Origin of the sequence: Candidatus Skiveiella danica (assembly GCF_022705245.1) — a bacterium.
GTDB lineage: Bacteria > Pseudomonadota > Gammaproteobacteria > Burkholderiales > Burkholderiaceae_C > Skiveiella > Skiveiella danica.
Map to the genome: position 1 here is coordinate 63,403 of NZ_JAKJEW010000021.1, position 24,837 is coordinate 88,239.

At 63.4% G+C, this 24,837-nt stretch carries 20 protein-coding genes; 7 read left to right on the forward strand and 13 right to left on the reverse strand.

The window, feature by feature from the left end:
• Nucleotides 1–6: 6 nt before the first annotated feature.
• The 4 genes from ACMUOY_RS13025 to ACMUOY_RS13040 are packed head-to-tail and all read right to left on the reverse strand — an operon-like array spanning nt 7 to nt 3,880.
• Nucleotides 7–768 carry an SDR family NAD(P)-dependent oxidoreductase gene (locus ACMUOY_RS13025; RefSeq protein WP_413893153.1) on the reverse strand — a complete coding sequence of 254 codons (762 nt, stop codon included), beginning with the start codon at nt 766–768 and terminating at the stop codon, nt 7–9.
• 1 nt (nt 769) lies between these two features.
• On the reverse strand, nt 770–2,434 hold the full coding sequence (locus ACMUOY_RS13030; protein WP_413893154.1) for a sulfatase-like hydrolase/transferase: 1,665 nt from the start codon (nt 2,432–2,434) through the stop codon (nt 770–772).
• Between the two features lie 15 nt (nt 2,435–2,449).
• The gene (locus tag ACMUOY_RS13035; RefSeq protein ID WP_413893155.1) at nt 2,450–3,058 is read right to left on the reverse strand and encodes a hypothetical protein; all 609 of its coding nucleotides are present in this window, start codon (nt 3,056–3,058) and stop codon (nt 2,450–2,452) included.
• A 3-nt stretch (nt 3,059–3,061) separates the two neighbouring features.
• Complete coding sequence (locus tag ACMUOY_RS13040) at nt 3,062–3,880, reverse strand: metal-dependent hydrolase (protein WP_413893156.1); 819 nt, start codon at nt 3,878–3,880, stop codon at nt 3,062–3,064.
• Between the two features lie 219 nt (nt 3,881–4,099).
• Between ACMUOY_RS13040 and ACMUOY_RS13045 the strand changes: the two genes are divergently transcribed.
• Nucleotides 4,100–4,738 (forward strand): MBL fold metallo-hydrolase, encoded by a 639-nt coding sequence (locus tag ACMUOY_RS13045; protein ID WP_413893157.1) that lies wholly within the window; start codon nt 4,100–4,102, stop codon nt 4,736–4,738.
• Nucleotides 4,739–4,945: 207 nt separating this feature from the next.
• Here the strand turns inward: ACMUOY_RS13045 and ACMUOY_RS13050 are convergent, their stop codons facing one another.
• The 7 genes from ACMUOY_RS13050 to ACMUOY_RS13080 form a co-directional block, all read right to left on the reverse strand.
• Nucleotides 4,946–5,143: a hypothetical protein gene (locus ACMUOY_RS13050; protein WP_413893158.1), complete on the reverse strand. Its 198-nt coding sequence runs from the start codon at nt 5,141–5,143 to the stop codon at nt 4,946–4,948.
• Nucleotides 5,144–5,323: 180 nt separating this feature from the next.
• Complete coding sequence (locus tag ACMUOY_RS13055; RefSeq protein WP_413893159.1) at nt 5,324–6,709, reverse strand: aminotransferase class I/II-fold pyridoxal phosphate-dependent enzyme; 1,386 nt, start codon at nt 6,707–6,709, stop codon at nt 5,324–5,326.
• An 82-nt stretch (nt 6,710–6,791) separates the two neighbouring features.
• Complete coding sequence (locus ACMUOY_RS13060) at nt 6,792–7,430, reverse strand: TIGR02594 family protein (RefSeq protein ID WP_413893160.1); 639 nt, start codon at nt 7,428–7,430, stop codon at nt 6,792–6,794.
• Between the two features lie 138 nt (nt 7,431–7,568).
• The gene (locus ACMUOY_RS13065; RefSeq protein WP_413893161.1) at nt 7,569–7,895 is read right to left on the reverse strand and encodes a hypothetical protein; all 327 of its coding nucleotides are present in this window, start codon (nt 7,893–7,895) and stop codon (nt 7,569–7,571) included.
• The gene (locus tag ACMUOY_RS13070; protein ID WP_413893162.1) at nt 7,892–8,356 is read right to left on the reverse strand and encodes a hypothetical protein; all 465 of its coding nucleotides are present in this window, start codon (nt 8,354–8,356) and stop codon (nt 7,892–7,894) included. The genes ACMUOY_RS13065 and ACMUOY_RS13070 overlap by 4 nt, the downstream gene beginning before the upstream one ends.
• A gap of 193 nt (nt 8,357–8,549) precedes the next feature.
• A complete protein-coding gene (locus ACMUOY_RS13075) occupies nt 8,550–9,509 on the reverse strand; it encodes a class I SAM-dependent methyltransferase (RefSeq protein ID WP_413893163.1) in 960 nt (319 codons plus the stop codon).
• Nucleotides 9,510–9,741: 232 nt separating this feature from the next.
• A complete protein-coding gene (locus ACMUOY_RS13080) occupies nt 9,742–9,921 on the reverse strand; it encodes a hypothetical protein (protein ID WP_413893172.1) in 180 nt (59 codons plus the stop codon).
• Here ACMUOY_RS13080 and ACMUOY_RS13085 point away from each other — a divergent pair.
• From ACMUOY_RS13085 to ACMUOY_RS13095, 3 genes are read left to right on the forward strand one after another with little or no spacing between them, the layout of a single operon-like run.
• On the forward strand, nt 9,850–10,425 hold the full coding sequence (locus ACMUOY_RS13085; protein WP_413893171.1) for a LuxR C-terminal-related transcriptional regulator: 576 nt from the start codon (nt 9,850–9,852) through the stop codon (nt 10,423–10,425). The two genes, ACMUOY_RS13080 and ACMUOY_RS13085, sit on opposite strands and share 72 nt — an antisense overlap.
• Before the next feature lie 9 nt (nt 10,426–10,434).
• On the forward strand, nt 10,435–12,210 hold the full coding sequence (locus tag ACMUOY_RS13090; RefSeq protein ID WP_413893164.1) for a hybrid sensor histidine kinase/response regulator: 1,776 nt from the start codon (nt 10,435–10,437) through the stop codon (nt 12,208–12,210).
• 43 nt (nt 12,211–12,253) lie between these two features.
• Nucleotides 12,254–18,442: an alkaline phosphatase D family protein gene (locus ACMUOY_RS13095; RefSeq protein ID WP_413893165.1), complete on the forward strand. Its 6,189-nt coding sequence runs from the start codon at nt 12,254–12,256 to the stop codon at nt 18,440–18,442.
• Nucleotides 18,443–18,483: 41 nt separating this feature from the next.
• On the opposite strand, the gene ACMUOY_RS13100 is transcribed toward ACMUOY_RS13095, so the two are convergent.
• The gene (locus ACMUOY_RS13100) at nt 18,484–19,356 is read right to left on the reverse strand and encodes a bile acid:sodium symporter family protein (RefSeq protein ID WP_413893166.1); all 873 of its coding nucleotides are present in this window, start codon (nt 19,354–19,356) and stop codon (nt 18,484–18,486) included.
• A gap of 230 nt (nt 19,357–19,586) precedes the next feature.
• Here ACMUOY_RS13100 and ACMUOY_RS13105 point away from each other — a divergent pair, with 230 nt between their 5' ends.
• Nucleotides 19,587–21,659, forward strand: a complete 2,073-nt coding sequence (locus ACMUOY_RS13105) for a hypothetical protein (protein WP_413893167.1) — start codon at nt 19,587–19,589, stop codon at nt 21,657–21,659.
• A gap of 257 nt (nt 21,660–21,916) precedes the next feature.
• Complete coding sequence (locus ACMUOY_RS13110) at nt 21,917–22,312, forward strand: hypothetical protein (RefSeq protein WP_413893168.1); 396 nt, start codon at nt 21,917–21,919, stop codon at nt 22,310–22,312.
• A gap of 84 nt (nt 22,313–22,396) precedes the next feature.
• Here the strand turns inward: ACMUOY_RS13110 and ACMUOY_RS13115 are convergent, their stop codons facing one another.
• Nucleotides 22,397–23,275: a M48 family metallopeptidase gene (locus ACMUOY_RS13115; RefSeq protein WP_413893169.1), complete on the reverse strand. Its 879-nt coding sequence runs from the start codon at nt 23,273–23,275 to the stop codon at nt 22,397–22,399.
• Between the two features lie 108 nt (nt 23,276–23,383).
• Here ACMUOY_RS13115 and ACMUOY_RS13120 point away from each other — a divergent pair, with 108 nt between their 5' ends.
• Nucleotides 23,384–24,754 (forward strand): AmpG family muropeptide MFS transporter, encoded by a 1,371-nt coding sequence (locus tag ACMUOY_RS13120; protein WP_413893170.1) that lies wholly within the window; start codon nt 23,384–23,386, stop codon nt 24,752–24,754.
• The last annotated feature ends 83 nt before the right edge of the window (nt 24,755–24,837 follow it).

Here is a 24,837-nt window from a genome sequence, read left to right on the forward strand (position 1 = left end):
CCGGCCTCACGCCAGCTTGTTCCACAGGCTGTCGGGGAAATGTCCGAAAAAGGGACGCAGCCATTTCCACGGCCAGGCGGGCACGACGCCCACCGGCTTGCGCTGCTCGATCAGGGTCACGATTTCGCGCGCGGCCTGAGCCGCCGGGACGGCGAAGGGAAACTTCTCGATCTTGGGCATGATGTCGGTCACCACGAAGCCCGGCAGGATGGAGGTCACCGCCACATTCTTGCGCTTGAGCTCGAGCCGGGCCGCGTCGAGGTACATCGAAAACGCAGCCTTGCTGGCACAGTAGGCCGCCTGCTTGGGCATGGCCTGCAACGAGGCCAGCGAGGAAATGCCGACGATCTGGCCGGCGCCCCGCGATACGAGATGTTCTGCCGCCGCCTCCACCGTGGCTATGGCCCCGATCACATTGGTTTGAATCACCCGACGGGCATCGGCAAGCTGCCCCTTGCCCACCCCGGTGAAGCGGTTGATGCCGGCATTGGCAACGACGATGTCAACACCGCCGAGACGCGCAAACAGCTCGTGCAACACCGGCGCGACGGTCTCGTCCTGGTCCACGTCCAGTTCGGCGATTTCGATGCGCAAGCCCGGCTGGCCGGTTCCGCCCAAAATGTCACTGCGCAAGATCTCCAATCGCTCAAACCGACGCGCCGTCAGGCCCAGGTGGTAGCCGCGCCCGGCGAACTCCCGGGCCAGGGCCTCGCCAATGCCGGCCGAGGCACCGGTGATGACCACCGTCTTGTTCTTCAGTTCAGACATCTCAGTTGTACCAGTAGGTGTAGTCGTCCTGCGGCGTCATCTTCTGGTCCAGGGTTTTGTCGATGGCGATGGGCATTTCGATGAACGAGGGCCACCGGGGCGCCGGCATCCCGGCGTGATGAGCCTGCAGCTTCGATTTCAGCTGGGCCAGTTTCTCGGGTTCTGTGGCGGCCAGATTGTTCTTTTCGGTCGGATCCGTGTTCAGGTTGAACAGCCAGTCTTTCTTCGGTCGGTCAGTGACCGTGAGCTTCCAGCCCTGCTCCTGCACCGTGCGCATCGGGCCATCTCGCCAGAACAAGGCTCGTGGCGCCTGGGCCGTGCCCTCCTTGGCCAGGTAAGGCAGCAGATTGACGCCATCGATCGGGCGATCGGCCGGCACCGCCGCACCCGCCGCGGCGGCCACCGTCGGCAGGATGTCGATGCTTGACACTGCCGGTTTGTATTGCGTACCGGCCTGGATGTGCCCTGGCCATCTGGCGACAAAGGGCACGCGCAGACCGCCCTCGAACTGGGTGAGCTTCCAGCCGCGATAAGGGCGGTTGACCTCGGGCAGGCCGATGTAGCCCGGCGCGCCGTTGTCGCTGGTGAATATGACCAGCGTGTTCTCGTCCAGGCCCTCTTCGCGCAGTGTCTGCATCACCCGGCCGACACTGCGGTCGATGGAGCGGATCATCGCGGCATAGACCCGCTGGCGGTGGTCCTTGATCTGGGGCAGGGCATCGTAGTCTTCCTTGCTGGCCTGCATCGGCGTGTGCACGCCCCAGTGGGCCAGGTACAGGAAGAAAGGTCGATTCTTGTTCTTCCGGATCGCGTTCACCGCCTCGTCGGTGTAGTAGTCAGCGAGGTATTTGCTCGGTTCGAACCACTTGCCGGCGTTGTAGCTGACCGCAAAGCGCATGTTGGGCCACAGGAATTTGTCGATCGGGTCGAAGTCCTGCTTGGAGTTGACCACACGCGGGTCTTTCTCGGGCAAGTGCAGACCACTTTCCATGAACAGGGTCTCGTCAAAGCCTTGCCCGTTGGGCCGCATCTCCGGTGTGCTGCCGAGGTGCCATTTCCCGATGTGCAGCGTGTGGTAGCCGCGCGCCTTGAGCAACTCGGCAACCGTCTGCTCCGACGGCGGCATGCCCAGATCGTTGAAATCCTTTGCCGCCTTCGCCTTTTCCTGGTCAATGATCACCGGATACAGACGTTCCGGGTCGGCGTACAGCGCACCGGCGACCCGCGCCATCGCCCCGGGCGTCGGGGTGAACTCCACCCCAAAGCGCCAGGGATAACGCCCGGTGAGCAAGGCCGCGCGCGACACGGTACACACCGCCGCAGCCGCGTACCCCTGATCAAAGCGGACACCGTCACGGGCGATGGCATCGATGTTTGGCGTCGGCACGCCCTGCGCCGCATAGCCCCCGCCGTGCGTGGTGACGTCGTTGATCCCCAGGTCATCGGCCAGGATGACGATGACATTCGGTGGGCGCTGCGCCGCTGGCTTGTCCGCAGTGGCCGGGCCGTCCGCCCAGGCAACCGGGTGATTCGGCTCGCGGGGGTACTTCCAGTCGGTATGCCAGCCCAGTGAATACTGCAGGATCAACAAACGGTTGGCATACAGGGCGGCCGCAGCCCCGGCGACCACCACCAAGGCAATCAAAAGTTTCTTTTTCAGGGTCATAGGTCTCGCCACCATCTACCGAAGCGCTAGGAACAGCGTCGATCCCACGAGCGCCAGCGCGCTGGCCGCGATGAATCGCACCGGGAACAGGCTGATCAAGGGTTTGACAGGAAAAACATGGGTCTTCTCCAGCGCGGCCCATTTGTGAACAAAGATGTCGTCTCGCTGGGTCTCCAGGGCGAACCGAAGAAAGTCGCGCCGGCTGCGGTAGCGAACCATCGCCACGTAGTGCCAGGCATCGGCGCCTTCGGGCTCGATGAAGGTTCCGATGCGTTTGGCAATGAACAGGATCAGGCTGCCATTTCGTAGCAGGGGGCCGATCACCGCCTTTCCATAGCGCCGGTCCGCTGCCCGGGGATCGTCGCCATAGTCGTAACCCGGCGGGTACAGCGCCTTGGGGCGGTAGCGCACCAGGTTCTGCATCACGAATTCCTTGCCGTCGTCACCGGCAATCAAGGTTTGCAGTTCCTGCAGCACCGCCTCGTCCGTCGTGTGCGCGCCCAGTTCTTTCATGAATTGGTCGATTTCGGCTGGCGACAGGGGCTGGCCACGGCCCCCGTACCAGACCAGGAACAGACCGTACACCGCCAGCAGCGGGATGGCGATGGCCAGCGCCAACGTCATCCTTCAATGCCCGACGACCGAGAACTGCGCGGCATTCTCGAGCAGCCACTGACGGGAACGGCTGGCGTCATGTTGGCTGGGGTGAAAACCGGGGGCAAGGTATTCGCGCCACAAGCCGACGTTGCCGCGAATCATGCCCTCCCTGGCAAACAGCAGCCGGGCACCACTGGTCCATGTGCTCCACCGGAACAGGCTGCCGTCATGCCACAGGTTGCGCACCGTCTGGCGTGCGACGTCAGCCAGGAAGGTCACGGTGATGAAGCGGAACACCCGGATGCGCCAGCGGTGGTCGCCGCTGAGCGCCTGGTAGATGTCAAAGGCCGTGCTTCGGTGCTCGGATTCTTCTGCGCTGTGCCACAGCCACAGGGTCTGCAATCGGGGCTCGGCACCCGCCAGCGCCTCCGGATGGCGCAGCATCCAGTCGGCAAAGATGGCGGTGAAGTGTTCGGTGGCGGCCGTAGCCGCCACGTGGATGCGCACGTCGCGGTGGGCGTTGTCTTTCAGCCGCTGCTGCGCCCGGCGTTCGATCTGGTTGCGGTAGCCCAGCCGTTCGAGGTGGCCATTGAACAGTCCGTGCAGCCGCCGGTGGGTGGCCTCCTGGCCCACAAACCCCTGCACTTCCCGGGCAAAACGCCCGCCCTCGGACTCCGGCAGCGCCTTGAGGCCGGCCCGTACGGAGTCGATGAAGTACTGCTCGCCCACCGGAAAACTCATGGACAAGGCACTGAAGAAGGCCGACCGAAACGCATCGCCGCCATTCCACCGCCCGGGGAACGGCGTATTCAGGTCGATCAGCAGGCGGCGCACGACAAGGTCGGTCATTTCAAGCTTCCAGGGCACAAACGCGGCCCCCGACACACCACCGCCCCGCCTGAATTGCAGACACCGGGCTCCACGGCGGGACCACTTCAATACAGTAGTGTATTGATTCGCTCCTGTCAACGGGACCATCCCGCACCGGCGCGTCATCCCTGTACAGTCTCGGGCATCAGAATCGCTCGCCGAACCCAGCCGCCGCTTGTCTAGCTGAATCTTCTTGCCATGCTCAAATACCTCACTGTCCCCGTCACCCCGTTCCAGCAGAACTGCTCCATCCTCTGGTGCGACGAGACCCACAAGGCCGCCATCATCGACCCGGGGGGCGACCTCGATCTACTGCTGGCCGAAGTGGCCCGCCTGGGCCTCACGCTGGAGCAGATCTGGCTCACCCACGCCCACATCGACCATGCCGGCGGCACCGCCGAACTGGCCGAGAAGCTGAACCTGCCCATCATCGGACCGCACCCGGGTGACCAGTTCTGGATCGACGGCCTGGCGCAGCAAGGCAAGATGTTCGGCTTTCCGCATGCGGACGCCTTCAAGCCCACACGCTGGCTGGCCGATGGCGACACGGTGCGCATCGGCCAAGCCACGCTGAACGTGCGGCACACCCCGGGCCACACACCGGGCCATGTGGTGTTTCACTCGCCCGAGATCAAGCGGGCATTCGTCGGTGACGTGCTGTTTGCCGGCTCGATCGGCCGCACCGACTTCCCGCAGGGCGACCACGACACGCTGATCGCCAGCATCACGCAGCGCCTGTGGCCGATGGGCGACGACACCGTGTTCATCCCCGGCCATGGGCCGGAAAGCAGCTTCGGGCGGGAACGCAAGGTGAACCCTTACGTGGCGGGGACCTGAGGGCCAGATTCAAGCTGTCGCTCGGGCTTCTCACGACGCCCAAGGATCGTTGAGCTCGATGCCGGCGCCCCGGAAGTCGTGCAGGTTTCGCGTGGCGCCCGCGAAGTCTCTTAAACGGGATTTGTTCAGCAAAAACTACCCCATCCCAGCGTGGAATGGTCACAAGCAGCTATCATTATTGATTCTCCTTGCAGACCCACCCGGGCCTCAATCAGGGTTCGATGACGATTTCTCTCGTCCCTCAAACACCCAGCCAACAAGGGCGCCTGGCAAACCGCCCGTCAAGGTCGCAACAACCGAGTGCGCCGTCGACACCCGCCCGCCCAGCACCTCAAAGACCAGAAAGCCGGCCACGCCAGCACCGGTCAAGAACCCAATCGCCAATGGCCAGAACAACTTGGTCATGGTCGCGCGGTCTGACTGGTCGAAGGGGTCTGGCATCCGTGCCTCGCTGATGCCGATTGCCCGATCATCCGCCGTTCGTTCCCGGTGGCGCGTTCAGCACGGCCTGCCTCGCCGTGGAGCCGGTTCCTGGCTACGAAAGGATGCCGACACATTCGTCCGAATCGTTCTCCGTGTGGCCTGTCACGCCGGCGTGTCAGCGACGCTTTCCGATCCACGCGCCAAATTGACATGGCTTCTGTGCCGCTCCGCCATCTCCCGCGCCTCGGCCAGCGCCTCCATCACCAGACGGGCGCCAGTTCGGGCCTGGGCCTCGGTGTGCGCTGCCATCATCTGAATGCGGAACCGCGACGCACCCACCGGCACCACGGGAAATTCGGCCAGATTGACCAGCGCACCTTTGCGAAAAACCAGCCAGCTGGCAATGCGGCCAATCGCCTCGGCGCCTACCGGCGTTGGCACGATGGCCGTCGGCTCTCCCAAACAGTGAATACCACCCCTGCCAAATTCATCGCGAATGGCAAGGCTGGCTGCTTGCAGCTGATGTCGCAAAATGCCACCCTCCGGTGAACGCACGATTCTCAAAGCTTCCAGCACGGTAGCCGCCTGCACAGGCGACAGCGCGTTCGAGAACATCCAGGACCCGGCGTAAATTTGCATGAACTGCTTGACCTCCGGGGTGCGCACCGCAACAAATCCGCCGTTTGACGCAAAAGTCTTGGAAAAGCTGCCCATGACAAGATCCACCTCGCCCAGCATGCCCTGAATCCCGATCTGCCCGGTACCGCCCGGGCCAAGGGCACCAAAATCATGCGCAATGTCAACCAGCAAGGTGGCATCGTATTCGCGGCAGATCGCCTGCAAGCTGCGGATGTCCGGGCTGTCGGCGTCCATCGAAAAGACACCTTCCGTGATGACCAGAATGCCGTTTCTTGCATCGGCCGCGCGAATTCTCTGAATGGCGGCGCGAAAGGCCTCGGTGTCCAGATGCCTGACCCGCACCACATTTCGGGTGGAAGCCTGCGCGCCTGACTGCAGGCAGGCGTGCGCCAGCTCGTCCATGACGATATGGTCGTCTGGCCGGACCAGCGCCACCACCGCGCCATACCCCGCAGCCCAACCGGTCGGGAAAAGCAACGCGTGCGGCACATGAAGCGTCTCCGCGATGGACCGCTCAAGCTCAAGAGAAATCGACGTATTTCCCAGCAGAACACCGGAGCCAGCGCTGTGCACGCCAAACCGCGCGACGGATTCAATGGCCGCTGCATGCACCTGCGGGTGGCTGGAAAGCCCCAGATAGTCCTGCGACGCCAGGTTGATGCCACCACCCGGATCGCCCGCTTCGTACCGGATGGCGGCCGTCGCTGCGGGGGCACTGTCGAGTGAGCGCACGTAGGGCCAGACATTTGCCTGCCGTCGCGACTCCACCCATTGAAACAGCCGATCGGTGCGCCTCAGCAAGTTCGGGCCGCTAGGTCGGGCGAAGTGCGCAACGCTTTTTCCAAGCGCGGCCACAGGCGGATAGGGCGTCGGGCGGTCGTTGACCGCTTGAAAACTAATTTCGTGCATGGCCTGGCCCAAACCCCGTGCCCACAAACAACAAAACCGGTGCCAGCCATTTACTGTTCATTTTGCAATTTCCCATCATGGCTCAAGCCCTCCGCAGTGAAAGTAGGTTGTAGTGGGTGTCGCGCTGCATGCCGTCCAGCGGGTACCAGGCGTAGCGCACGGCGTCTGACTGGTTGCCACCCAGCAGCAAGATTTTTTTTGCGGTGGTGTCGATGGCAATGGCAATGCCCACATGCCCGCCACCTCCCTTGGGGCTTCTGCGGTCAAACACGGCAATGTCGCCGGTCTGCATGGCGCTGATGGCTGCGGCTTTACGCCAATTGCCCCAGGACTTGGCCCAGGCCGAGTCCGTGCCAACCCTGCCGGTTTGTTCGACGCACCAGTTCATGAAACAACTGCACCAGGCGGTTTCGTCGTGGAGCTTTTCGAGGGCGCTGAGGTCGTTGACGGTAGCCAAGTATTGCTGGATGCGCGGATGGCTGTAGTTGTTGCCGGGATATTCTTTTGTGCCAACTTCTTTGGCGGCAACAGCCAGCCACGGGCTATCGACAGCCGATGCCGGCACCACGTAGCGGGCACTGCACCAACCGGTCTTGCCGCCCTTGCCATCTTCTTTGACCTGCAGCCAGGTGCCGCTGCTGTCAACGGCCAAAGCGGTGAGTACGGTGGCCTGCTTGATGAAACCGATGGAGTCAAACCCTGTGCCCGCGCCTTGGCGCATGTGAAGGGAATCGGGGGTGGTTATGACTTGGAACACGGTTACTCCTTTGCGTTGATGCTGGTGGTGTGACAAAACAGCTCGTGGGATCTCCAACACCCCACTGACTGCGCTTGAAGCGTTTGTTAGGGTCCATTCGACTCAAAGGAAAACTTTGAAAGCGGTATCAATCACCAAATCAATTAGCCCAGACCTAAAGCGTTCAAGTCTCGTCAGAGAGACCCCTGCTCGGGTTAATACATGAAGCTCAGCCAAGGCTTTCTTGGCATGAACAAGGTCTGCGAAGTCACGCTCTGTGATTTCCTCGACCGCAAGAAGCTTGGTCCAGCGCTTTAGGTCAGCCTCGAACTTCTCCAGAAATGCTTTTGCATCGTCTTTGGCGCTGTCTTCAAGGCCATTGAAGACTACTACTGCCAAGTCCCTTGCACCATTCAGGACTGCATTTACGAATTCATCGAATTTGCTCATTGCTGCGCTCCTTTGACACTACATTTTGTGGCTTCCTTCTTGTTGGCTTCCAGACAAATAATCTCATCATATGCATCGGAGATTATTAATTTAAACTCATCTATGTATGTCTTGGTCAAAGTTCTTGCATTACTTGTTGCCCAGCGGTAAAAGAATTTCCCCATAAGATCACCATCTGGCTTGATAAGTATTTGCCACTGTTTAGAAGAGGAACTATTGGAGGGAATCCCTTTTACAAACTCATGAGCCTTATTTGCCTCAACAAATAGTTTATCAACCTCACCCTTGTGAGTGTCGTATGGCTCAGCTGCCTTATCCATTAAGGCTAGCGTTTCTGCCTTAAGCGACGTCGCGTTTTGATAGGCGACTGGACTGTAAGGGCCTATAAGAGGGGCGCACGCAGACAACAAGACAAGAAAAACGAAGATGACACAGTGCCGGCATTTTTCAAACTGCTTCATGTTATTGATCCTTTATGAATAAAGCCGATATAAAAAAGGAAGAATTGCCAGCAAAGCTACGAATTTTCTGAGTCTCTCCCCATCCCAATCGGTCTGAAGAAAATTTCAGTGATTTGATGCAAAGTCAGAAGTCAACTAGCTTGTGTCAAGTCCGATTCCCGCACCCAAATAAACCGACCTACTGCCCTCAGGACTACCCCCGCTCCCACTGCGCATACACCACGTTGTCATGCGGGTCCCGAAACACCCGCACACGCCCGGCGCCGGCATGGCGGGCGAGATCCAGCATGGCGGCGTCGTCGCGCACGATGAGGTGCCAGTCCATGAACAGCTCGATGTACGCGCGGCTGTAGCCGTCGGGCACGAAGTTGGCGATCAGCAGGCGGCCCTGCGGCGCGCACAGCGCGCCGAGCCTGGCCGTCAGCTTTTGCGCCACGACCAGCTCCAGGTAGTCGTAGAGGCCGGCGGAATACACCAGGTCAAACGGCCCCAGGTCCGTGTGGCGGCCGCCCAGCAGGGCGCGCACGGAGGATTCGACGACACGCACCCGCGAGTTCGCGCGCAGCGCGTGCTGGCGCCAGCGCACCTCGTCGCACGACTGCGGATCCTGGTCCAGCGCGATGAACTCGCCCTTGAACATCGACGATTCAACCAGTGAGCCTTCCAGCTCCCGGCAGTGCCCCGAGGCCAAGCTCAGGATGCGCGCATCCGGCTTGCGGGCGATCGCATCGTCGATATAGGCCCGCAGCAAGGCCTTGCGGTGAACCACGCTCAGTCCCATGGGTGAGCGCGTGGTCGTCGCGAAAACGCTGCGCCCAAAAGCGCTGGTCTCGCTGGGCGGCACACCCGTGTAGTAGTAGTCCAGCATGACGGCATCCCCGGCATAGCCGCGTGGCTTGTCAAACGCTCTGCGGGTGTTGGGGTCCTGCTGCAGCAGTTTGAACACTTCGTGATCCCGCGCCGTCCGGATCAACTGTGGAAACACGTCGGGGTCGTCCCGCACCGGATCGACCAGCTCGTTCAGCGGCCGAGCCAGCCGCCGAAAGGCCGCGCCTGGATCGCCGGCCAGCATCAAGGCCTCGGCCTCGTCAAACAGCGCCACAAACGCCGACAGGTCCACCGGCGCATCGACCGTGTTTTCAACGGAGTTCATTTTCATCTCCAGGTTATCGACGCAAGCGCCACGGACATCAAAACGGGCAGTGAAGCCGCGCGGTGATGGGGGTCAGCGGTTCCTCCCTTACGCACTTGCGCTTCACGGTTTCATTCTTGTCGCCCCCGGCGACGTGCGCATCCGCCTTTCGTCCATGTCGAGGTCCATGCCCGCTGAACTTTGGTTCAGACGAGACCCCCCAATCGGCTGAGGGCGGTCGCCAGGTTTGCGTTTATGCTGGTGCCGCTTCTTCCAAAACTTCGCCATTGCGACGATCGGGCCTGATGTGCGTGTCCTTCTGATTGATGACCATGCCTTGTTCCGCAGGGGCTTGCGGCTGATGCTGCGTGAGGTATTTCCGACGGTCGACGTCAGCGAGGCGGATGGGTGCGCCGCTGGAGCGGACATGCATGAACTGAGCTTCGACCTGATCTTCCTGGACTGGAACATGCCCGGCATCCAGGGCGAACTGGCGCTGGACGCCATCAAGCTGGCTTTTCCGCCCTGCCCAGTGGTGGTGATGTCCGGCGAAGAAGATGCCAGCGTCATCCGCTCGGCCATCGCCCGGGGCGCGGCGGGCTATGTGCCCAAGGCGGCCAAACCAGAGGTCATGCTGGGTGCCTTGCAGCTGATCCTGGCCGGTGGGGTGTACCTGCCGCCCCAGGTGCTGGGCGCCGCACAGGGGGCGGCTGATGCGCCTGCCCGCCCCCCATCGCCGCTGAGCGAACTGACCGATCGGCAACTGGAGGTTCTGCGCCGCGCCTTGAAAGGCACGCCCAACAAGCTCATTGCCCGCGAACTGGCCATCTCCGAGGGCACCGTCAAGTCGCACCTGTCGTCTGCATTCAGAGCCTTGGATGTCCGCAACCGCACCGAGGCGCTCTACTCGGCTGCCAAACTCGGCTTGCGGCTCTAACCCAACACCATGCAGACATCGGCCCAAAACGTTTCCGAACGGCAGAATGGGCTTGGTGTCCACGACGTGGCGCCGACGGTGGCCGCGCAGCTCCTGCGCTTCACTGTCCGGCAGTCCGTCAAGAACAGCTACACCGTCTGGCTGATCAGTTTCTTCGTGGCCCTGGCCGCATTGAGCCATGTGCCGGCCTGGATCTCGGTGGGCTGGGCCTTGTCAGTTGGCCTTGCCTACACGATACGTGTCTTGCTTATCGTCGGGGCACGGGACAGCCCGACGCTGGAGGCGCAGCACGGCTTCTGGCTTCGCCGGTACACCATCACCACCGTTGCCTGCGCCTTGGTCGTGGCCACCGGGCCGGCTTTTCTCTTCCCAGCGGCATCAGAGACGGCCCGCATGTACATGTCAGTCCTGCTGTGCTGTTGGCTGGCCGGTTCGATGGCCTCCGTTGGCGCCTACGCCGGACTGTTTGCGGTCTATGCCGCCGTGTTCACTGGCGGTGTCGCCATCGGATGGGTGCTTTCTGATACAACCCACAAGGTAGAAATCCTCGTCATGCTGGCCCTGTTCGCAGTGGTCGTCATCACGTTCGGGCGCAGCTTCGCCCGGCTGGTCAGCGAGGGCGTTGAAATCCGTTTTGTCAATGAACAGCTGATGGCCAGACTGGCTGCGGCGAGGGAAGCCGCCGAGGAATCCAGCGCCGCCAAATCACGCTTTCTGGCAGCCGCCAGTCACGACCTCCGCCAGCCCCTGCACGCGGTCGCCATGCTCAATGGCCTCCTCACCCGCCCACAGACGCCCGAGAGCATTGCGGACATCTCGCGGCACATGGCGCGATCGCTGTCGACCCTGCAGCGACTGTTCAGTTCGGTTCTGGACTATTCCAGACTGGAAGCGGGCGCCCCCGAACCGGTGCCCACTTGGTTTGCATTGGCGCCCCTGTTGGATCGACTGACGGCCGAATACATGCCCACCGCTGCGCAGAAGGGCCTGGCTCTGCGCCATGACTGCCCGATGGTGCAAATCCATTCCGATGCGCAGATCCTGGAGCGAATCCTGCGCAACCTGATCGAAAACGCCATCAAGTTCACCGACCAGGGTGCCGTCACCCTCACGGCGGCACGAATGGACGATGGCTTGAACTTGACCATCTCGGATACCGGCCCCGGCATTCCCGACAACCTGAAGGCGGACATCTTCAAAGAGTACTTCCAGGCCTGCGCCGAGAAAAAGGAAGAAGGGCTGGGCCTGGGCCTGGCCATCGTGCGGCATCTGGCCCCACTGCTCGGGATCGGCATTACCGTGCGCGACAACCAGCCCCGCGGCACCTGCTTCGAGCTGTGCCTGCCGCGCACCAGTGTCCGGGAAGCCCCATGCCCGGTCTCCGACGCACCGCTTGCTCCCCGCGCCATCGATCTCGGCGGCTTGACGGTCCTGTGCATCGATGACGACCCCGCATCCCTGCACGCGCTGCGCGCGCTGCTCGTCGAATGGAAGGCCTCGCCCCTGATGGCCACATCGCCCCAACAAGCTTTCGACGAAGCAGCTCGCAACCCCTCAATCGACGTCATCCTGAGCGACTACGAGCTGGGCGCCCCCATCAATGGCGCGGACCTGATTCTGGCCTTGCGCGAACGGCTGGGGCCGGTCTCGGGCTGCATCCTGACCGGCGCGGCCGCCGCCATCCAAGCCCATCGCGACGGGCTCATCGAGTTCCCGGTCTTGCTGAAGCCGTTTGCCGCCCGTGAGCTTCGCGAGATGCTGGAGATGTTCAAGGAAATGCGGTAGCCGTCGTGCTCGAACGGCGGCGCTGAACGGTGAAGGAGCGAGCATGCGTTGGCTGTCAAAAAGTGTGGATACCCTGGTGGCGACCTGGTGCGACGAAAGCAATGAAGACATCCCCGATGTCGTCGTCATCGGCTCCGGTTATGGCGGGTCGGTGGCAGCTTTGCGGGCCGCGAAACACGGCGCAAAGGTTCTTGTTCTCGAACGGGGCAAGGAGTACTTGTCTGGGGAGTTCCCCGACGGTCTTGGATCGGCGCTTGGCCACGCGAGGCTGGAAAGAAGCGATGCCACGCACGTCAACGGCTACGAATCGGGCCTCTTCGACATCCGTGTGGGTACGGACATCGGAGCACTGGTGGGCAATGCACTCGGTGGCACCAGCCAGATCAATGCCGGCGTCGTGCTGCGGCCGGATAAGCGGGTGTTCGATAAGTGCGACGAGGCGGGTCGCCTATGGCCCCAGGCGGTATCCGACGCCGAGCTTTCACCGTGGTATGAAAGAGCCGATATCGAGATCGGAGCCGAGACCTTCACAGAGGTCCCGATGCATGTCCACGACCCCGACAGCGACGGGCCAACGCGGGTGATCGACATCAAGCCCGAAAAAACGGCCCGCCTCGATGAAATGGCCACGCGCCTGGGCCACAAAAAGCCGCGTGAGATGACAGTTTCTTTCGAAGCTGCACGCCTCGCGGCTTCTTTCGGAGCGCCAGCCACAGAACCGAATGACCAGCCTGTACTGGCGCCGTGCAACGGTTGCGGCGACTGCGTCGCAGGCTGCAACCAAAACGCCAAGAAGACGCTCACAACCACCTATCTGCCCAGGGCGAAAGCGGCCGGTGCCGAGCTCTTCACCGGCGTTTCCGTGCTCCACCTGTCGAGAGATGAAGACCACTGGCGCATCCACTTCGTTGCGACGGACTTCCGCAAGGCACATCGCGACGGCATTGAATTGCGGGTGCACACCTTGCGAGCGAAAAACGTCGTGCTGGCCGCCGGCACCTTTGGCAGCACGGAAGTCCTGCTGCGCTCAAAGGAACAGGGTGGGCTGAAGTTCTCCGAGCAACTGGGCATGCGTTTCTCCACCAATGGGGACAACCTGGCCTTCGACCACCTGCTCCCCCAGCGTGTCAACGGCGTCGGCGTGGGAGATTCAGGCTGCGCCGAAGACGGCTATGCCATCGGCCCCACGATCACCGGGATGATCAAGCTGGACCACCAGACCGATGTGACCCAAAGTGTGCTGATCGAGGATGGCGCCGTGCCGCGGGCCATCGCAGGCCTGTTCCACGAAATGATCACCACCAGTGCCGCTGTGGCACAGCTTGAGTCCTGCGGATATCGCGGCCTGCCTGACGCTGGCGCGCAGGTCGCGCCTGTCACGGATTGGGCCAGTCTGTCATCGCGCGCGCTCTCGCACACCCAGACCCTTCTGACCATGGGACACGACCGGTCCATGGGCAGGATCAGGATCAAGGATGACCGCCTGGACATCTCCTACTGCGCAGACGAGAGCAAAAGGGTGGCAGACCTTCAGACGGCACGGTTGAACGCTGGCCGGCAAGGCGACTGGCTGCTCCAGAACCCGGTGCTGCAGCCGCTACCCAAAGGTGTACGCGATGTGTTGTCAGGGCCAGAACTCGCCGGCGGCACCTTCACGGTGCATCCGCTTGGAGGATGCTGCATGGCGGACGATGCCAAGCGTGGGGTGGTCGACGACTGCGGGCGCGTGTTCATGCCCACTGACGCTGGGGGCGGCTTCCATACCGGTCTGTATGTGCTCGACGGCTCCGTCGTTCCGACCTCGCTGGGAGTCAACCCGCTGCTGACCATCACGGCGCTGGCGGAACGGGCCATTTCCAAAGTCTTGGAAACTGACTTGCGGAACCTGAAAAAGCAGGCTTCACCGACCACGCTCGCACCGCCGCCTGGCATCGACAAGACCAGGCCCGCCGCTGTGCCGCGGAGCGTGCCGGTTCATTTCGCGGAGGCCATGCGCGGCACCGACTTTTGCTGGAAGGCGCCCGCAGACCACTCCACGAAGGCAGGGAAAGGGAATACGGAGGAGGCCTGCGACGCCTACCTGTTGCTGCACCTGCCGATCGACAGCCTGGAAGCCTTCGCGGCCGATCCGTTGCACCGAATCGCCATCCCGGGTCCGGGTCTGGGGCCGGTAGCCTTCGACGAAGAGCCCCTGTTGCCGCGACTGCGCCTGGACCGGAAGCTTCCCGAAGGGTCGAACCCGGCGGACCGCCCGGAGCTACTGGCCCATCTGAGCGTCGTGGGTGGGTCGGTGAACCTTTTGCCAGTGGTCCGGACACGTACCTGGCGGCGGTGCGACGCCACAATCCGCGCTTTGCTGACATGGCTGAAAGAGCGCGGCGCGGAAGAGCTGTGGCAGGGACTTGCCAGGCGGCTGGTGGAGCTGTTGAAGCGGCTCGTCAACTGGATGAAGGGTTTGCTGAAGGGAGGGCTTTCCAATTCAAAGGAGAGCAACAATGGGCCCGGTCTATGGACGCGTATCATTTCCCTGCTCAAACTGGCGCGCCATGCGAGTGAAGAGCGGACCATGGAGTACCGCCTGAACCTGCGCGACACCACCCCGACAGGCACTGCACCGCGTGAGTACGTGCTGCTCGGGACGAAACGGGTCGGCTATCCCGCCTCCTGGTCGCAACTGAAAAAGGGGTTTCTGCCTGGCGGAAAGCTGGGCCGCACCAATGTCTGGCTCGCATTTGGCCAGATGGAGGTCAACGTCTATGAGGACAATGGCCAGCGAGTCGGCGGGGGCACTCTGACCCTGGACATGGTGGACATGACGCGCCTGCATGCGCCGCAGATCGGGATGCGCGCCAACACGCCCGATGCGCTGGTGGCGCTGGCGGGCTACCCCTTGTGGATGTTCAGGCTGTTGATCAAGACCCGGCTCTGGGACTTCCGGCTGCCGGACTATCCGGAGAACATCCCGGACGAGCTTTACCTGAAAAGGGACGAGCAGAAACCCACGGACCCGCAACTTGAACAGCGCTGGCCTGGTTTTCCGAAAGTCCCCGACAACGAGCATGACTGGCCGACGCCGTGGCCGGCGTTCCCCGGTTTGCGTATCCGGGGCCAGACGGAACGTGTCAAGGCCTGCGAGCCCGTCGCCTTCAAAGTCCAGCGCAACCGGCAATCGAAGGAAAAGGACGTGGAGCTCAAGCTGATCCGCTACCGGAATTCATCGCAGCCGGTGCCAAGCGGGCGCTACGAGGGTGTGCGGCAGTGCAAGACGCTGCTGATGCTCAACGGCTTCGCGCAATCCACCCTGGGTTTCGTGCCGCAGGAGCACATCCGCAATTTCGACGATTCAAAGAATGACGAGCCGGGTCTCGCCGAGTTCTTCTACGAACAGGGCTTCGACGTGTGGCTGTTCGACTACCGTACCAGCTCCATCCTGGAGGCCTCCAAGAAGGCCTGTTCAATGGACGACATCGCGGAGTTCGACATTCCAGGGGCTGTGGACCTTGTCATTGACACGCTCCGCAAAGAAAACCCGAACTTCGGCGACAACGACCTCCAGATCTACGCCTACGCCCACTGCGTCGGCGCCGCATCACTGGCCATGTCCCTGCTGGGCGGCTACCTGCACGACGAAGGCAAGGAGTACGGCAAGCTGGCCGGCGTGACCTTCTCGCAGATGCAGGCCTTCCTGGTGGGCAGCAAGACGGCCCAGATGCGCCTGCAGGTGGGCGGCATCTTGCGGGACGCGATGGGCATCGAGTACCTGCGCCTGTCCGCGGCGGAACGGGAGCCGACCGTGTTGGAATCGGTGCTGGACCGGCTTTTTGCGAGCCTGCCGGTGGACGAAGGCGAGCACTGCCCGCACGAGTTCGACCGCTTCACACCGCGCCCAGGCATCTGTACCTGCAAGCGCATGAGTGGCACCATCTCGCGCCTGCTCAAGCATGACCGCATCAAGGAAGAGACCCACGACCGGCTGGCCGTCTACTTTGGCCGCGCGAACACCGGCCTGCTGGTGCACGGCGGGCGGTGCGTGGCCAACGAGCGCCTGGTGAACGCGGATGGGCAGAACGTCTACGTGACGGATGAGAACATCCAAGCTTACCTGCACATACCCGTGGCCATACTGCACGGCGAGGAGAACGCGCTGTTCAGCGTCGAGTCCGCACACCGGACATTGGAGCAGCTCGGCCGAGTCAACCCCGACTTCAAGCCCCGCGACATCATCGCCAAGGGCTTCGCCCATTTCGATTGCACCATTGGACACGGGCCCATCATGCACGAGCAGATTCTCGACCCGCTGCGCAAGTTCTACGATGACGCCTGGGCGTGGAACGCAGATCCCAGCGTGATCTGGTCCGCACCACAGACGCCTCTCGCTCGCCGCAGCCATGCCCGGGCGCCGCTGGCCGGCCCGGTGATCGGCTGGACCCGCCGCAAGCCCGGCAGTGGCGAGGCCGCGCATCTCGTTCGCCTCTGGATCGAGGTGGACGAAACCCTGGCGGACAAGGCCTGCGCCGTGGTCACGCGCGTCGGCACCAGCGGCCCGCCTCAAGCCTGGAACGTGTTGCGTGTTCCGCTGGAAACCCCCTGGAAAGGCAGCCCGCCGGACCTGAACCCTTTCGCGACAAGGTCCCTAGCGGTGGGCCAGCCGTATGTGGCCATCGGGGTTGCCGATGTGGAAATCCCTGACACCATGCTGCAAGGCACCCAGCAGCCGACGATCTGGATGTTCGGCGTGCATGAATTCCAGTGGCGTGCCCGCCTCGACTCAGGCAATCGCAACGACCCGACCGCCCGCGCCAATCGATCGATCGCGCCACCGATCACCCTGAAAGAGCAGCCGGATTTCGCCAGTCAAGGCGGCGTGCCTTTGGGTGGCCATGGCCGAACCACCATGACAACTGGTGTCGGCGAACTCGACATGCCCGCACTGGATCCCCATCGGCCGCCCCTCACCCTCTCAGAAGCCGACTGCGATGACTTGATCAAGGTCATGGAGAAGGAACACCGTGACGGCGTGGCCCGGTTGGTGCAAGCGAATCCGCGCACCCTGTCGCGCAAGAAGCGGCTGGAACCTGTAAAGGCGGGTTGGTTGGCCCAGGCGAAAATTCACAAAGCCGCACTCCTGTGCGGACCGGAACCAGTCGGACTGCGTTTTGTCGCATCCTGCTGCCGCTACCCAGGCCTTGGCTTCGAGCAAATTCGATCCGACGCCAGCCTGAACGAAATCGCCCGCAAGATGGACTCCGGCCACCTTTCGCCACAGTTCATGTTGATGTTGGGCGACCAGATCTATGCGGACGCCACGGCGGGCCTGATGGACAGCCCATCCGTGATCGAGAAGCTCACGCTTTCAACCCGCCGTGCATTTGCATCCAAAGGCTTCAAGGTGCTGACGACCCAATTGCCGACCTACATGGTGATCGACGACCACGAGATTGGCGACAACTGGTCAACCGACGCCACCCTCTTCCGACGCGGCTACGACGAGGCAGAGGCCAACGCAGCGCGACTGCGCGACACGGCGCTCTCAACCTTCGCCGCGTACCAATGGGCCCATTCGCCGCGCAATGGCACAAGGTCCGGATTCAACTACCAGTTTGAGGGCCCGGCCAGCTCGTTCTTTGTGCTGGACACCCGCACCCAGCGCCGTCGCTACGGCCCAACACCCCAGATTTGCGCCCCCGAGCAATTGACCGCCTTGAGGGACTGGCTGGATGAACACCCCGACGACGTGAAGTTCATCGTCACTGGGTCCGTTGTCGCTCCAGGCTTGAGCGAGTATGAGACCGCCGATGAGGTTCCCGTGCGGGCCGCCGACACCTGGCAACTCGCACCGCAGCAGCGCAGCGAATTGCTGGAAATGGTCGCTGCCTGCAAATCAACCCATGTGGTGTTCATCTCGGGCGACTATCACTGCAGCGCCATCGCTACGCTCACCTTCAGCGGCGGGCGCACGGCCTACGCCGTGGTGACTCCGCCCCTGTATGCCCCGCTGCCGGCGGCCAATGTTCATCCCGCCGAGGTCTTGGGCCACGAGATCATTGGCCTGGCCGGTGGCGGAACCGTCACCGTCGAATCAAAGTCCTACCAGGGCAATGGTTTCGCGGAAATCCAGCTGGAACAGTCAGACACGGCGAAATGGCTCCGTGTCAACCTGCACACCTTCAACCTGGACGAAACCGGGGCCGCCGCACGGGTTATGTTCTCGCGAAGTCTGCCGTTGCTCTGAGCACGCGGCGGATGCCGCGAGAAGGTGGTTTTCGACTCACTTCAGCCGAACCGGCTTAGGGAGCGCCGCCAGATCAGCGCCAGCCCCAGCCCGCTGATGCTGTGCCAGACGCCCCACAGGCTGGTGAAGATGACCATCTGCAGATCGTCGTTGAACTGCATGGCCACAATGCCCAGCGCAAAGCCGACGTTCTGCATGCCGCCCTCGATGACCACCGCGCGCCGGTCCGGCAGGTCCAGCCGCATCAGGACCGCCGTCGCGTGGCCGAGCAGGAGCCCCGCGCCGTTGTGCAGCAAGACCAGCGCCAAGATCGGCCACACCTCGATGGTCAGCAGATGGCGCTGCGCAAACACGTTCGCCACGATGAAGGCCACCAGCGCAAACACCGCCAGCGTGGACAGCGGCTTTCGGACTCTGTCGGTCAATCCTGGCAGCCCGCGAGAGAAGGCCAGGCCAGCGCCCAACGGCAGGGCCAGCAACAGGGTCAGCGTCTGCCAGATGGCGCGGGGGTCGATCGCCAGCGTCCGCACCCATTGGGCAGTGGCCGGGTTGCTGGCCACCATCCAGCTGAAGTTCAAAGGGGTCAGCACAACCGCCAGGAGCGCGGCAACGGCCGAGATGCTCAGTGACAACGCGGCGTTACCCCGCCCGAAATGGGTGATGAAACTGCTGGTCGTGCCGCCCGGACATGCCGCCACCAGCAACATGGCGACCTCGATCGGCGGCGGCAGATCGAGTGCGAGCGTGGCCAGCCAGGTAACGGCGGGAAGCAGCAGAAACTGGGGAATGAGCCCGGCAACCACCGCGCGCGGGGCCTGCGCCACCCGCCGAAAGTCCCGCAGCTTGATATCCAGCGAAATCGAGAAGACCAGCAGCGCGATGACGGCGCTCAAGGCGATTTGTTGAATGCCCATGCCTCCCCCCTTTCCTGCCGAATGATAGTGTGCAGCGCGGGCCCCGGGTGGCCGAAGGTTGGGGGGCAGGGCCGAAAGGACTACGCCCTGGTTCAGGGCCTGGCCCTAACAACCTTTTCGGCTCCGACCAAAGAGCGCCGCGAACCCGCCGAACGGCGGATGCAGAAAGGGCATCGCATCCCTATCGTGAAGTCCCCGGTTGCATTTCGTAACCTCATTGGAGACCCACCATGCTGATTCGACTCAAGCCCCTGTCCCTGGCGCTGTCCGGCGCCGCCCTCCTGACCCTGGCCGCTTGCGGTGGTGGCGGCGATTCCGCCGTTGAAGTGCTGGAGCCCGTGCCGGCTCCCACCACCAACGTGCCGGTCAAAGTAATCGACGGCGCCATCAAGAACGCGCTGGTCTGCCTGGACAAGAACGCCAACAACGCCTGTGACGCCGACGAGACGCAAGGCCGCACTGACGCCAGCGGCAGCGTGACGCTGGCCGTGCCCGACGCCGACGTGGGCAAATACCGCGTGATCGCCGTCGTCGGCACCGACGCGGTGGACGCCGACAGCGGCCCGGTGACCGTGGCTTACACCATGGCCGCACCGTCCGACCAGACCGCCGTGGTCAGCCCGCTGACCACGCTAGTGGCCCAGACGGCGGCCACCCAGAACCTGAGCACGGCCGACGCCGCCAAGATGTTGCAGGAGATATCCGGCCTGCCCAGCGTGATGGGCGACTACACCCAGAGCGGCGCACCCGGCGCGGCGACCGCGGCCACCGTGGCGCGCACCCTGGTCGTGACCACGCAGCAGCAGAACACCGCGCTGGCCCCGGCGGTGGGCACCCCGGCTGCGGGTGGGGGCACCATCACCCGCGCCGAAATGGACGCGGCCATTGCCAACGCCCTCGCACAGCTCTTGCCGCAGGTGGTGGCCGCCGCCACCAACCCCGCCGTGCAGGCCGCCTGCGCCGCCGGCGTGGGCTCCGCCGCCTGCACCACCGCGATCCAGACCCAGGTGGCCGCCCTGGCGCCGCAGACGGGCCTCACGCCCACCACGCTGCCAGTGCAGGTGGCCATCGACCGCTCGGTAGCCAATGCCAGCGGCGAAGCCAACACCACCACCGCAGGCGGCAACCTGGAATGGCTCAACTTCACCGACGCGAACAACTGGTCGTACCGGATGTTTGTCAGCACCGCCGCGGAAAGCACGCCCGCCGCCGATGGCATGGTGCGCTACCGTGAGCTGCGCGCCCAGAACACCGCCGGCACCCGGGTCGACTGGGCGTTCAATGCCGACTATGGCCGCCGTGGCGACCTGCACTTCAATGGAACCGCCTGGGCAGACTGCCCGCTGGGCTGGCAGAACACGCAAGTGCCGCGCGACGACAAGGGCTTCACCAAGGCGAGCACCTACTGCGGCTATTCGTTCAGCAACGGCTCGCGCACCAGCGTGGACGTCTCGGGTCAAGCGATGAGCAGCGTGGTGGCCACGCTGCGCGCCTCGCCCTACCTGTATGGCAGCACCCCCTACACCAAATGGGGCACTAGTGCCGCCGACGGCACGGACAAGCTCGTGCTGGGCACGACCGTCTTCCCGACCGGCTCCAAGTTGCAGTACTACAGCAACACCACCTTGAGTGCACTGCCGGGCTATGACGTGCGGCCGGCCAATGAGATCTTCACCTACAGCGCCGCCGTGCTCGCGGGGGGTGATGCCCGCAACAACAGCGCCCACGCCTGCAACTCGTCCGAGGTTAATGTCAGCCCCACGATCCGGGTAAGCACGCTGGAGCAATTGATCGGCGCCTACAAGGGCACTCCCTGCATTTGGGGCCAGGGCACCGTCACCAACAACGGCGTGACCTATCAGAGCCTGGACCCCAACGAATGGTCAGGCCAAAGCACACTGTCGATCGGCACCGTGGGCAGCGCAGCCCTGAGCGGCCCGACGGCTACCGCGTACTACACCACCAACGCCCTGATTCGCGTGGCGTTTTCCGGGCAAGGCGCCAACGCCGTGACTTATTACAACTGCAAACAGCGCATCGTGAACGGATCGCCCAGAAACTGCACCGCCATCGGCACCGGTACCTACACCATCGAGACCTTGGGCGATGGGCGGGTCATGAAGTTCAACAATCCCCCGGTCGAGACGGCGACTTTGACCTACCACCGCGTCTTCGTTGAGCGCGGCGGCAAGGTGTACTGGGGCTACCAGGACAAGCCCAGCACCTACCAGCGCGCGCGGCTGAACCTGACGGCCGGCAACGCGCTGTTCACGCAGATCGGCATCCCGACCGTGACGCCGTGATCGGCTGACACCAGCCTCGCACGCCGCTGTTGCCTGGATGGCGGCGTGCCTTTTCCTCTTTCATTGCTTTATTTCTGATAGCTGTTTGTGACCTTTTGACGCTGGCTAAAGGCCATTCTGATTCTCAAACGGCGGCGTTTCACGGTTTCTGGCGAGCGGGGTCGGCTTCAGACAGCCCGATTCAAAGGTTTGTGCGGCGCGAGTCCGCGGACAACCCGGCCGCGCCGCTTTTTTTCACCCTCTCCAAGGAGTCCTTCATGTTCAAACCTCTCGCGCTCATCGCCACCTTGTTCTGCACCGCCACGCTGACGCTGGCGCAGTCCCTGGCGCCCACGACCTTCCCCAAGGAGTTCCCTGCCGATGCACAAACACCGGACGCCAAGGCGCTGTCCGCCCGCCTGGGCGACCGTGTGTTCAAAGCGACGGGTCCCAATGGCCTGGGGTGGCGGCTGGACATCAAGAACTCTGGCTTCCTCTTCCTGGACCTCAGCAATGGCTTGCGCGACGACGGCCCCTGGCGCACCGAAGACGGCAAGCTGTGCGTGAACTACCGGGGCCGCATCCCGGCCGGCTGCAACGAGGTGCGCTTGGTGGGCGACACGGTGCTGCTGAAAACCCGCGCCGGCGAAGTCGTCACGCTGGTTCAGCAGTAACGTCTGCCGTTCTAAGGGGTGTAGACCAGCCAATCCCAACGCCCGAAGGGCGTAGGGCGCTATATTTTTCTGAGGTTTGTACGGTCAGCCAGAGGTCTTCGCCTGCTCGTACAGCCCCTGCACCTTGGGCACATTGGCTTCCAGCTGCTTGATGCGGTCGGGTCCGGTGGGATGGGTGGACAGGAATCCCGGCGGGCCATTGCCGCCGTTGGCGGCGGCCATCTTCTTCCAGAGCGCCACGCTGGCCTTCGGGTTGTAGCCAGCACGCGCGGCGATCTCCAGGCCCACAAGGTCGGCCTCGGTCTCGTCGTCGCGGCTGTATTTGAGCGTCAGCAACTGGCTGCCCACACCGGCGGCCAGGTCGCCGGCCTGGCCCAGGCCCAGCAGTTGGGCGCCCAGACGAAGACCCATGTCGGTGGCGGTGTTCTTGGCCATGCGCTCGCGGGCGTGCTCGCGCAGGGCGTGCGCCATTTCGTGGCCCATGACCATGGCGACTTCATCGTCGGTGAGCTTGAGCTGGTCGAGGATGCCGGTATAGAAGGCAATCTTGCCGCCGGGCATGCACCAGGCGTTGATCTGTTTGCTGCCGATCAGGTTCACCTCCCACTGCCAGGCCTTGGCACGCGGGTTCCACTGGCCCGCATAGGGGATCAAGCGCGCCGCGATGGCGCGCAGCCGCTGAAGCTGGGGGTAGTGCTCGGGCGCCAGCGCGCCTTTGGCGCGGGCCTCGGCCAGCACCTGCGCATACTGTTTGGTGGCCGAACTCTCCAGCGACGCTGCAGGCACCAGCTGGCGCATGGCGGACGCCTTGCCGACATCCACCTGGGCCAGTGCCGGCGATGCGGCGGCCGTCGCGGCAGCGGCACCCGCCGCCAGCAGAAACGCACGCCGGGGCGCCCACGGGGAGTGGACGGTCGGCCCGGTCGGGGCATCGGAGGTCTTGAAGTCGCAGATCCAGCACATGATGGAAGTGAATAATAGTCAGTCTGAAAAGTCCGTGTGTCCTCAACGTCGGTGTTGGGTTCAAGAATGACACGCTCACCTTAGATGGCTCTTAACCGACCTTTTCCAATGCCAGAACCCACCGCCATCCCGCACGAATCCCCCAATCCCACCCGCCGCTCATGGCTGGACGCCCTGCGCGTCTATCTGGAACCCTCCAGCCTGCGCATGCTCACGCTGGGCTTCTCGGCCGGGCTGCCGCTGCTGCTGGTGCTGGGCACGCTGAGTTTTCGCCTGCGCGAGGCCGGCATCGACCGCAGCACCATCGGCTACCTGAGCTGGGTCGGGCTGGCCTATGGCTTCAAGTGGGTCTGGGCGCCGCTGGTGGACCGCCTGCCGATCCCTTTTGTGACAAGGGCACTGGGCCGCCGGCGCAGCTGGCTGCTGCTGTCTCAAGTGGCCATCATCGCTGGGCTGGTCGGCATGGCGCTGGCCGATCCGCGCCAGACGCTGGGCCCGATCGTCTGGTGCGCGCTGGCGGTGGCTTTTGGCTCTGCCACGCAGGACATTGCGCTGGACGCTTTCCGCATCGAATCCGCCAACCTTGACCGCCAGGCCGCGCTTGCGGCGTCCTATCAGACCGGCTACCGCCTGGCCATGATCTGGGCGGGCGCCGGTGTGCTGTGGATCGCGGCGCGCGCCGAGGTGGCGCCCGCCGTAGCCGGCCTGTCGGGCGCGGCGGCCTACCAGAACAGCGCCTGGCAAACGGCGTACCTGGTGATGGCGGCGTCGATGCTCGTCGGCGTGGTGACGGTGTTGTTCTCGCGCGAGCCGGCGCAGGTGGTGTTGCCCCCGGCCAAAAATGCCGCTGAGTGGCTGCGCGGTGCGCTGGTCGAGCCGTTCGCCGAGTTTTTCCGCCGCTACCGCTGGCAGGCGGCGCTGATCCTCGGGCTGATTGCCATCTACCGCATCAGCGACGTGGTGATGGGCATCATGGCCAACCCTTTTTATGTGGACATGGGCTACACCAAGGACGAGGTGGCCGCAGTGACCAAGATCTACGGGGTAATCATGACGCTGCTGGGCGCCTTCATCGGCGGCGTGCTGTCGATGCGCCTGGGTGTGATGCGCATCCTGATGGCCGGCGCGGTGCTGAGCGCGGCCACCAACCTGCTGTTCGCCTGGCTGGCCGGGCGCGGGCATGACGTGACGGCGCTGATTGCCGTGGTCTCGGCCGACAACCTGGCCAGCGGCATCGCCTCGGCGGCGTTCATCGCCTACCTCTCGGGCCTGACCAACGTGAGCTATTCCGCCACCCAGTACGCGCTGTTCAGCTCGATGATGCTGCTGCTGCCGAAATTCATCGCCGGCTTTTCGGGCGACTTCGTCAACGCCCATGGCTACGCCAATTTCTTCACCGCCACCGCGCTGCTGGGGGTGCCGGTGCTGGTCATGGTCTGGCTGGCCTCGCGGGTGCTTCCGGTGCAGAAAAAGGCGTAAAAACCCGGTTCTCTTCCGTTTCGGGTGGCGCGCAACAGCTGGCAATAATGTGTTGACAAACAAACGTCACGCAGGAGAGCCGC

Bases quoted from the DNA above. Each gene is read 5' to 3' on its own strand.
- ACMUOY_RS13070 (WP_413893162.1), bottom strand. From the start codon at position 8,356: ATGAAGCAGTTTGAAAAATGCCGGCACTGTGTCATCTTCGTTTTTCTT.
- ACMUOY_RS13060 (WP_413893160.1), bottom strand. From the start codon at position 7,430: ATGCGCCAAGGCGCGGGCACAGGGTTTGACTCCATCGGTTTCATCAAG.
- ACMUOY_RS13110 (WP_413893168.1), top strand. From the start codon at position 21,917: ATGTTCAAACCTCTCGCGCTCATCGCCACCTTGTTCTGCACCGCCACG.
- ACMUOY_RS13080 (WP_413893172.1), bottom strand. From the start codon at position 9,921: ATGCATGTCCGCTCCAGCGGCGCACCCATCCGCCTCGCTGACGTCGAC.
- ACMUOY_RS13025 (WP_413893153.1), bottom strand. From the start codon at position 768: ATGTCTGAACTGAAGAACAAGACGGTGGTCATCACCGGTGCCTCGGCC.
- ACMUOY_RS13120 (WP_413893170.1), top strand. From the start codon at position 23,384: ATGCCAGAACCCACCGCCATCCCGCACGAATCCCCCAATCCCACCCGC.
- ACMUOY_RS13045 (WP_413893157.1), top strand. From the start codon at position 4,100: ATGCTCAAATACCTCACTGTCCCCGTCACCCCGTTCCAGCAGAACTGC.
- ACMUOY_RS13030 (WP_413893154.1), bottom strand. From the start codon at position 2,434: ATGACCCTGAAAAAGAAACTTTTGATTGCCTTGGTGGTGGTCGCCGGG.
- ACMUOY_RS13095 (WP_413893165.1), top strand. From the start codon at position 12,254: ATGCGTTGGCTGTCAAAAAGTGTGGATACCCTGGTGGCGACCTGGTGC.
- ACMUOY_RS13035 (WP_413893155.1), bottom strand. From the start codon at position 3,058: ATGACGTTGGCGCTGGCCATCGCCATCCCGCTGCTGGCGGTGTACGGT.
- ACMUOY_RS13055 (WP_413893159.1), bottom strand. From the start codon at position 6,709: ATGCACGAAATTAGTTTTCAAGCGGTCAACGACCGCCCGACGCCCTAT.
- ACMUOY_RS13050 (WP_413893158.1), bottom strand. From the start codon at position 5,143: ATGACCAAGTTGTTCTGGCCATTGGCGATTGGGTTCTTGACCGGTGCT.
- ACMUOY_RS13040 (WP_413893156.1), bottom strand. From the start codon at position 3,880: ATGACCGACCTTGTCGTGCGCCGCCTGCTGATCGACCTGAATACGCCG.
- ACMUOY_RS13075 (WP_413893163.1), bottom strand. From the start codon at position 9,509: ATGAACTCCGTTGAAAACACGGTCGATGCGCCGGTGGACCTGTCGGCG.
- ACMUOY_RS13065 (WP_413893161.1), bottom strand. From the start codon at position 7,895: ATGAGCAAATTCGATGAATTCGTAAATGCAGTCCTGAATGGTGCAAGG.
- ACMUOY_RS13085 (WP_413893171.1), top strand. From the start codon at position 9,850: ATGCTGCGTGAGGTATTTCCGACGGTCGACGTCAGCGAGGCGGATGGG.
- ACMUOY_RS13090 (WP_413893164.1), top strand. From the start codon at position 10,435: ATGCAGACATCGGCCCAAAACGTTTCCGAACGGCAGAATGGGCTTGGT.
- ACMUOY_RS13100 (WP_413893166.1), bottom strand. From the start codon at position 19,356: ATGGGCATTCAACAAATCGCCTTGAGCGCCGTCATCGCGCTGCTGGTC.
- ACMUOY_RS13115 (WP_413893169.1), bottom strand. From the start codon at position 23,275: ATGTGCTGGATCTGCGACTTCAAGACCTCCGATGCCCCGACCGGGCCG.
- ACMUOY_RS13105 (WP_413893167.1), top strand. From the start codon at position 19,587: ATGCTGATTCGACTCAAGCCCCTGTCCCTGGCGCTGTCCGGCGCCGCC.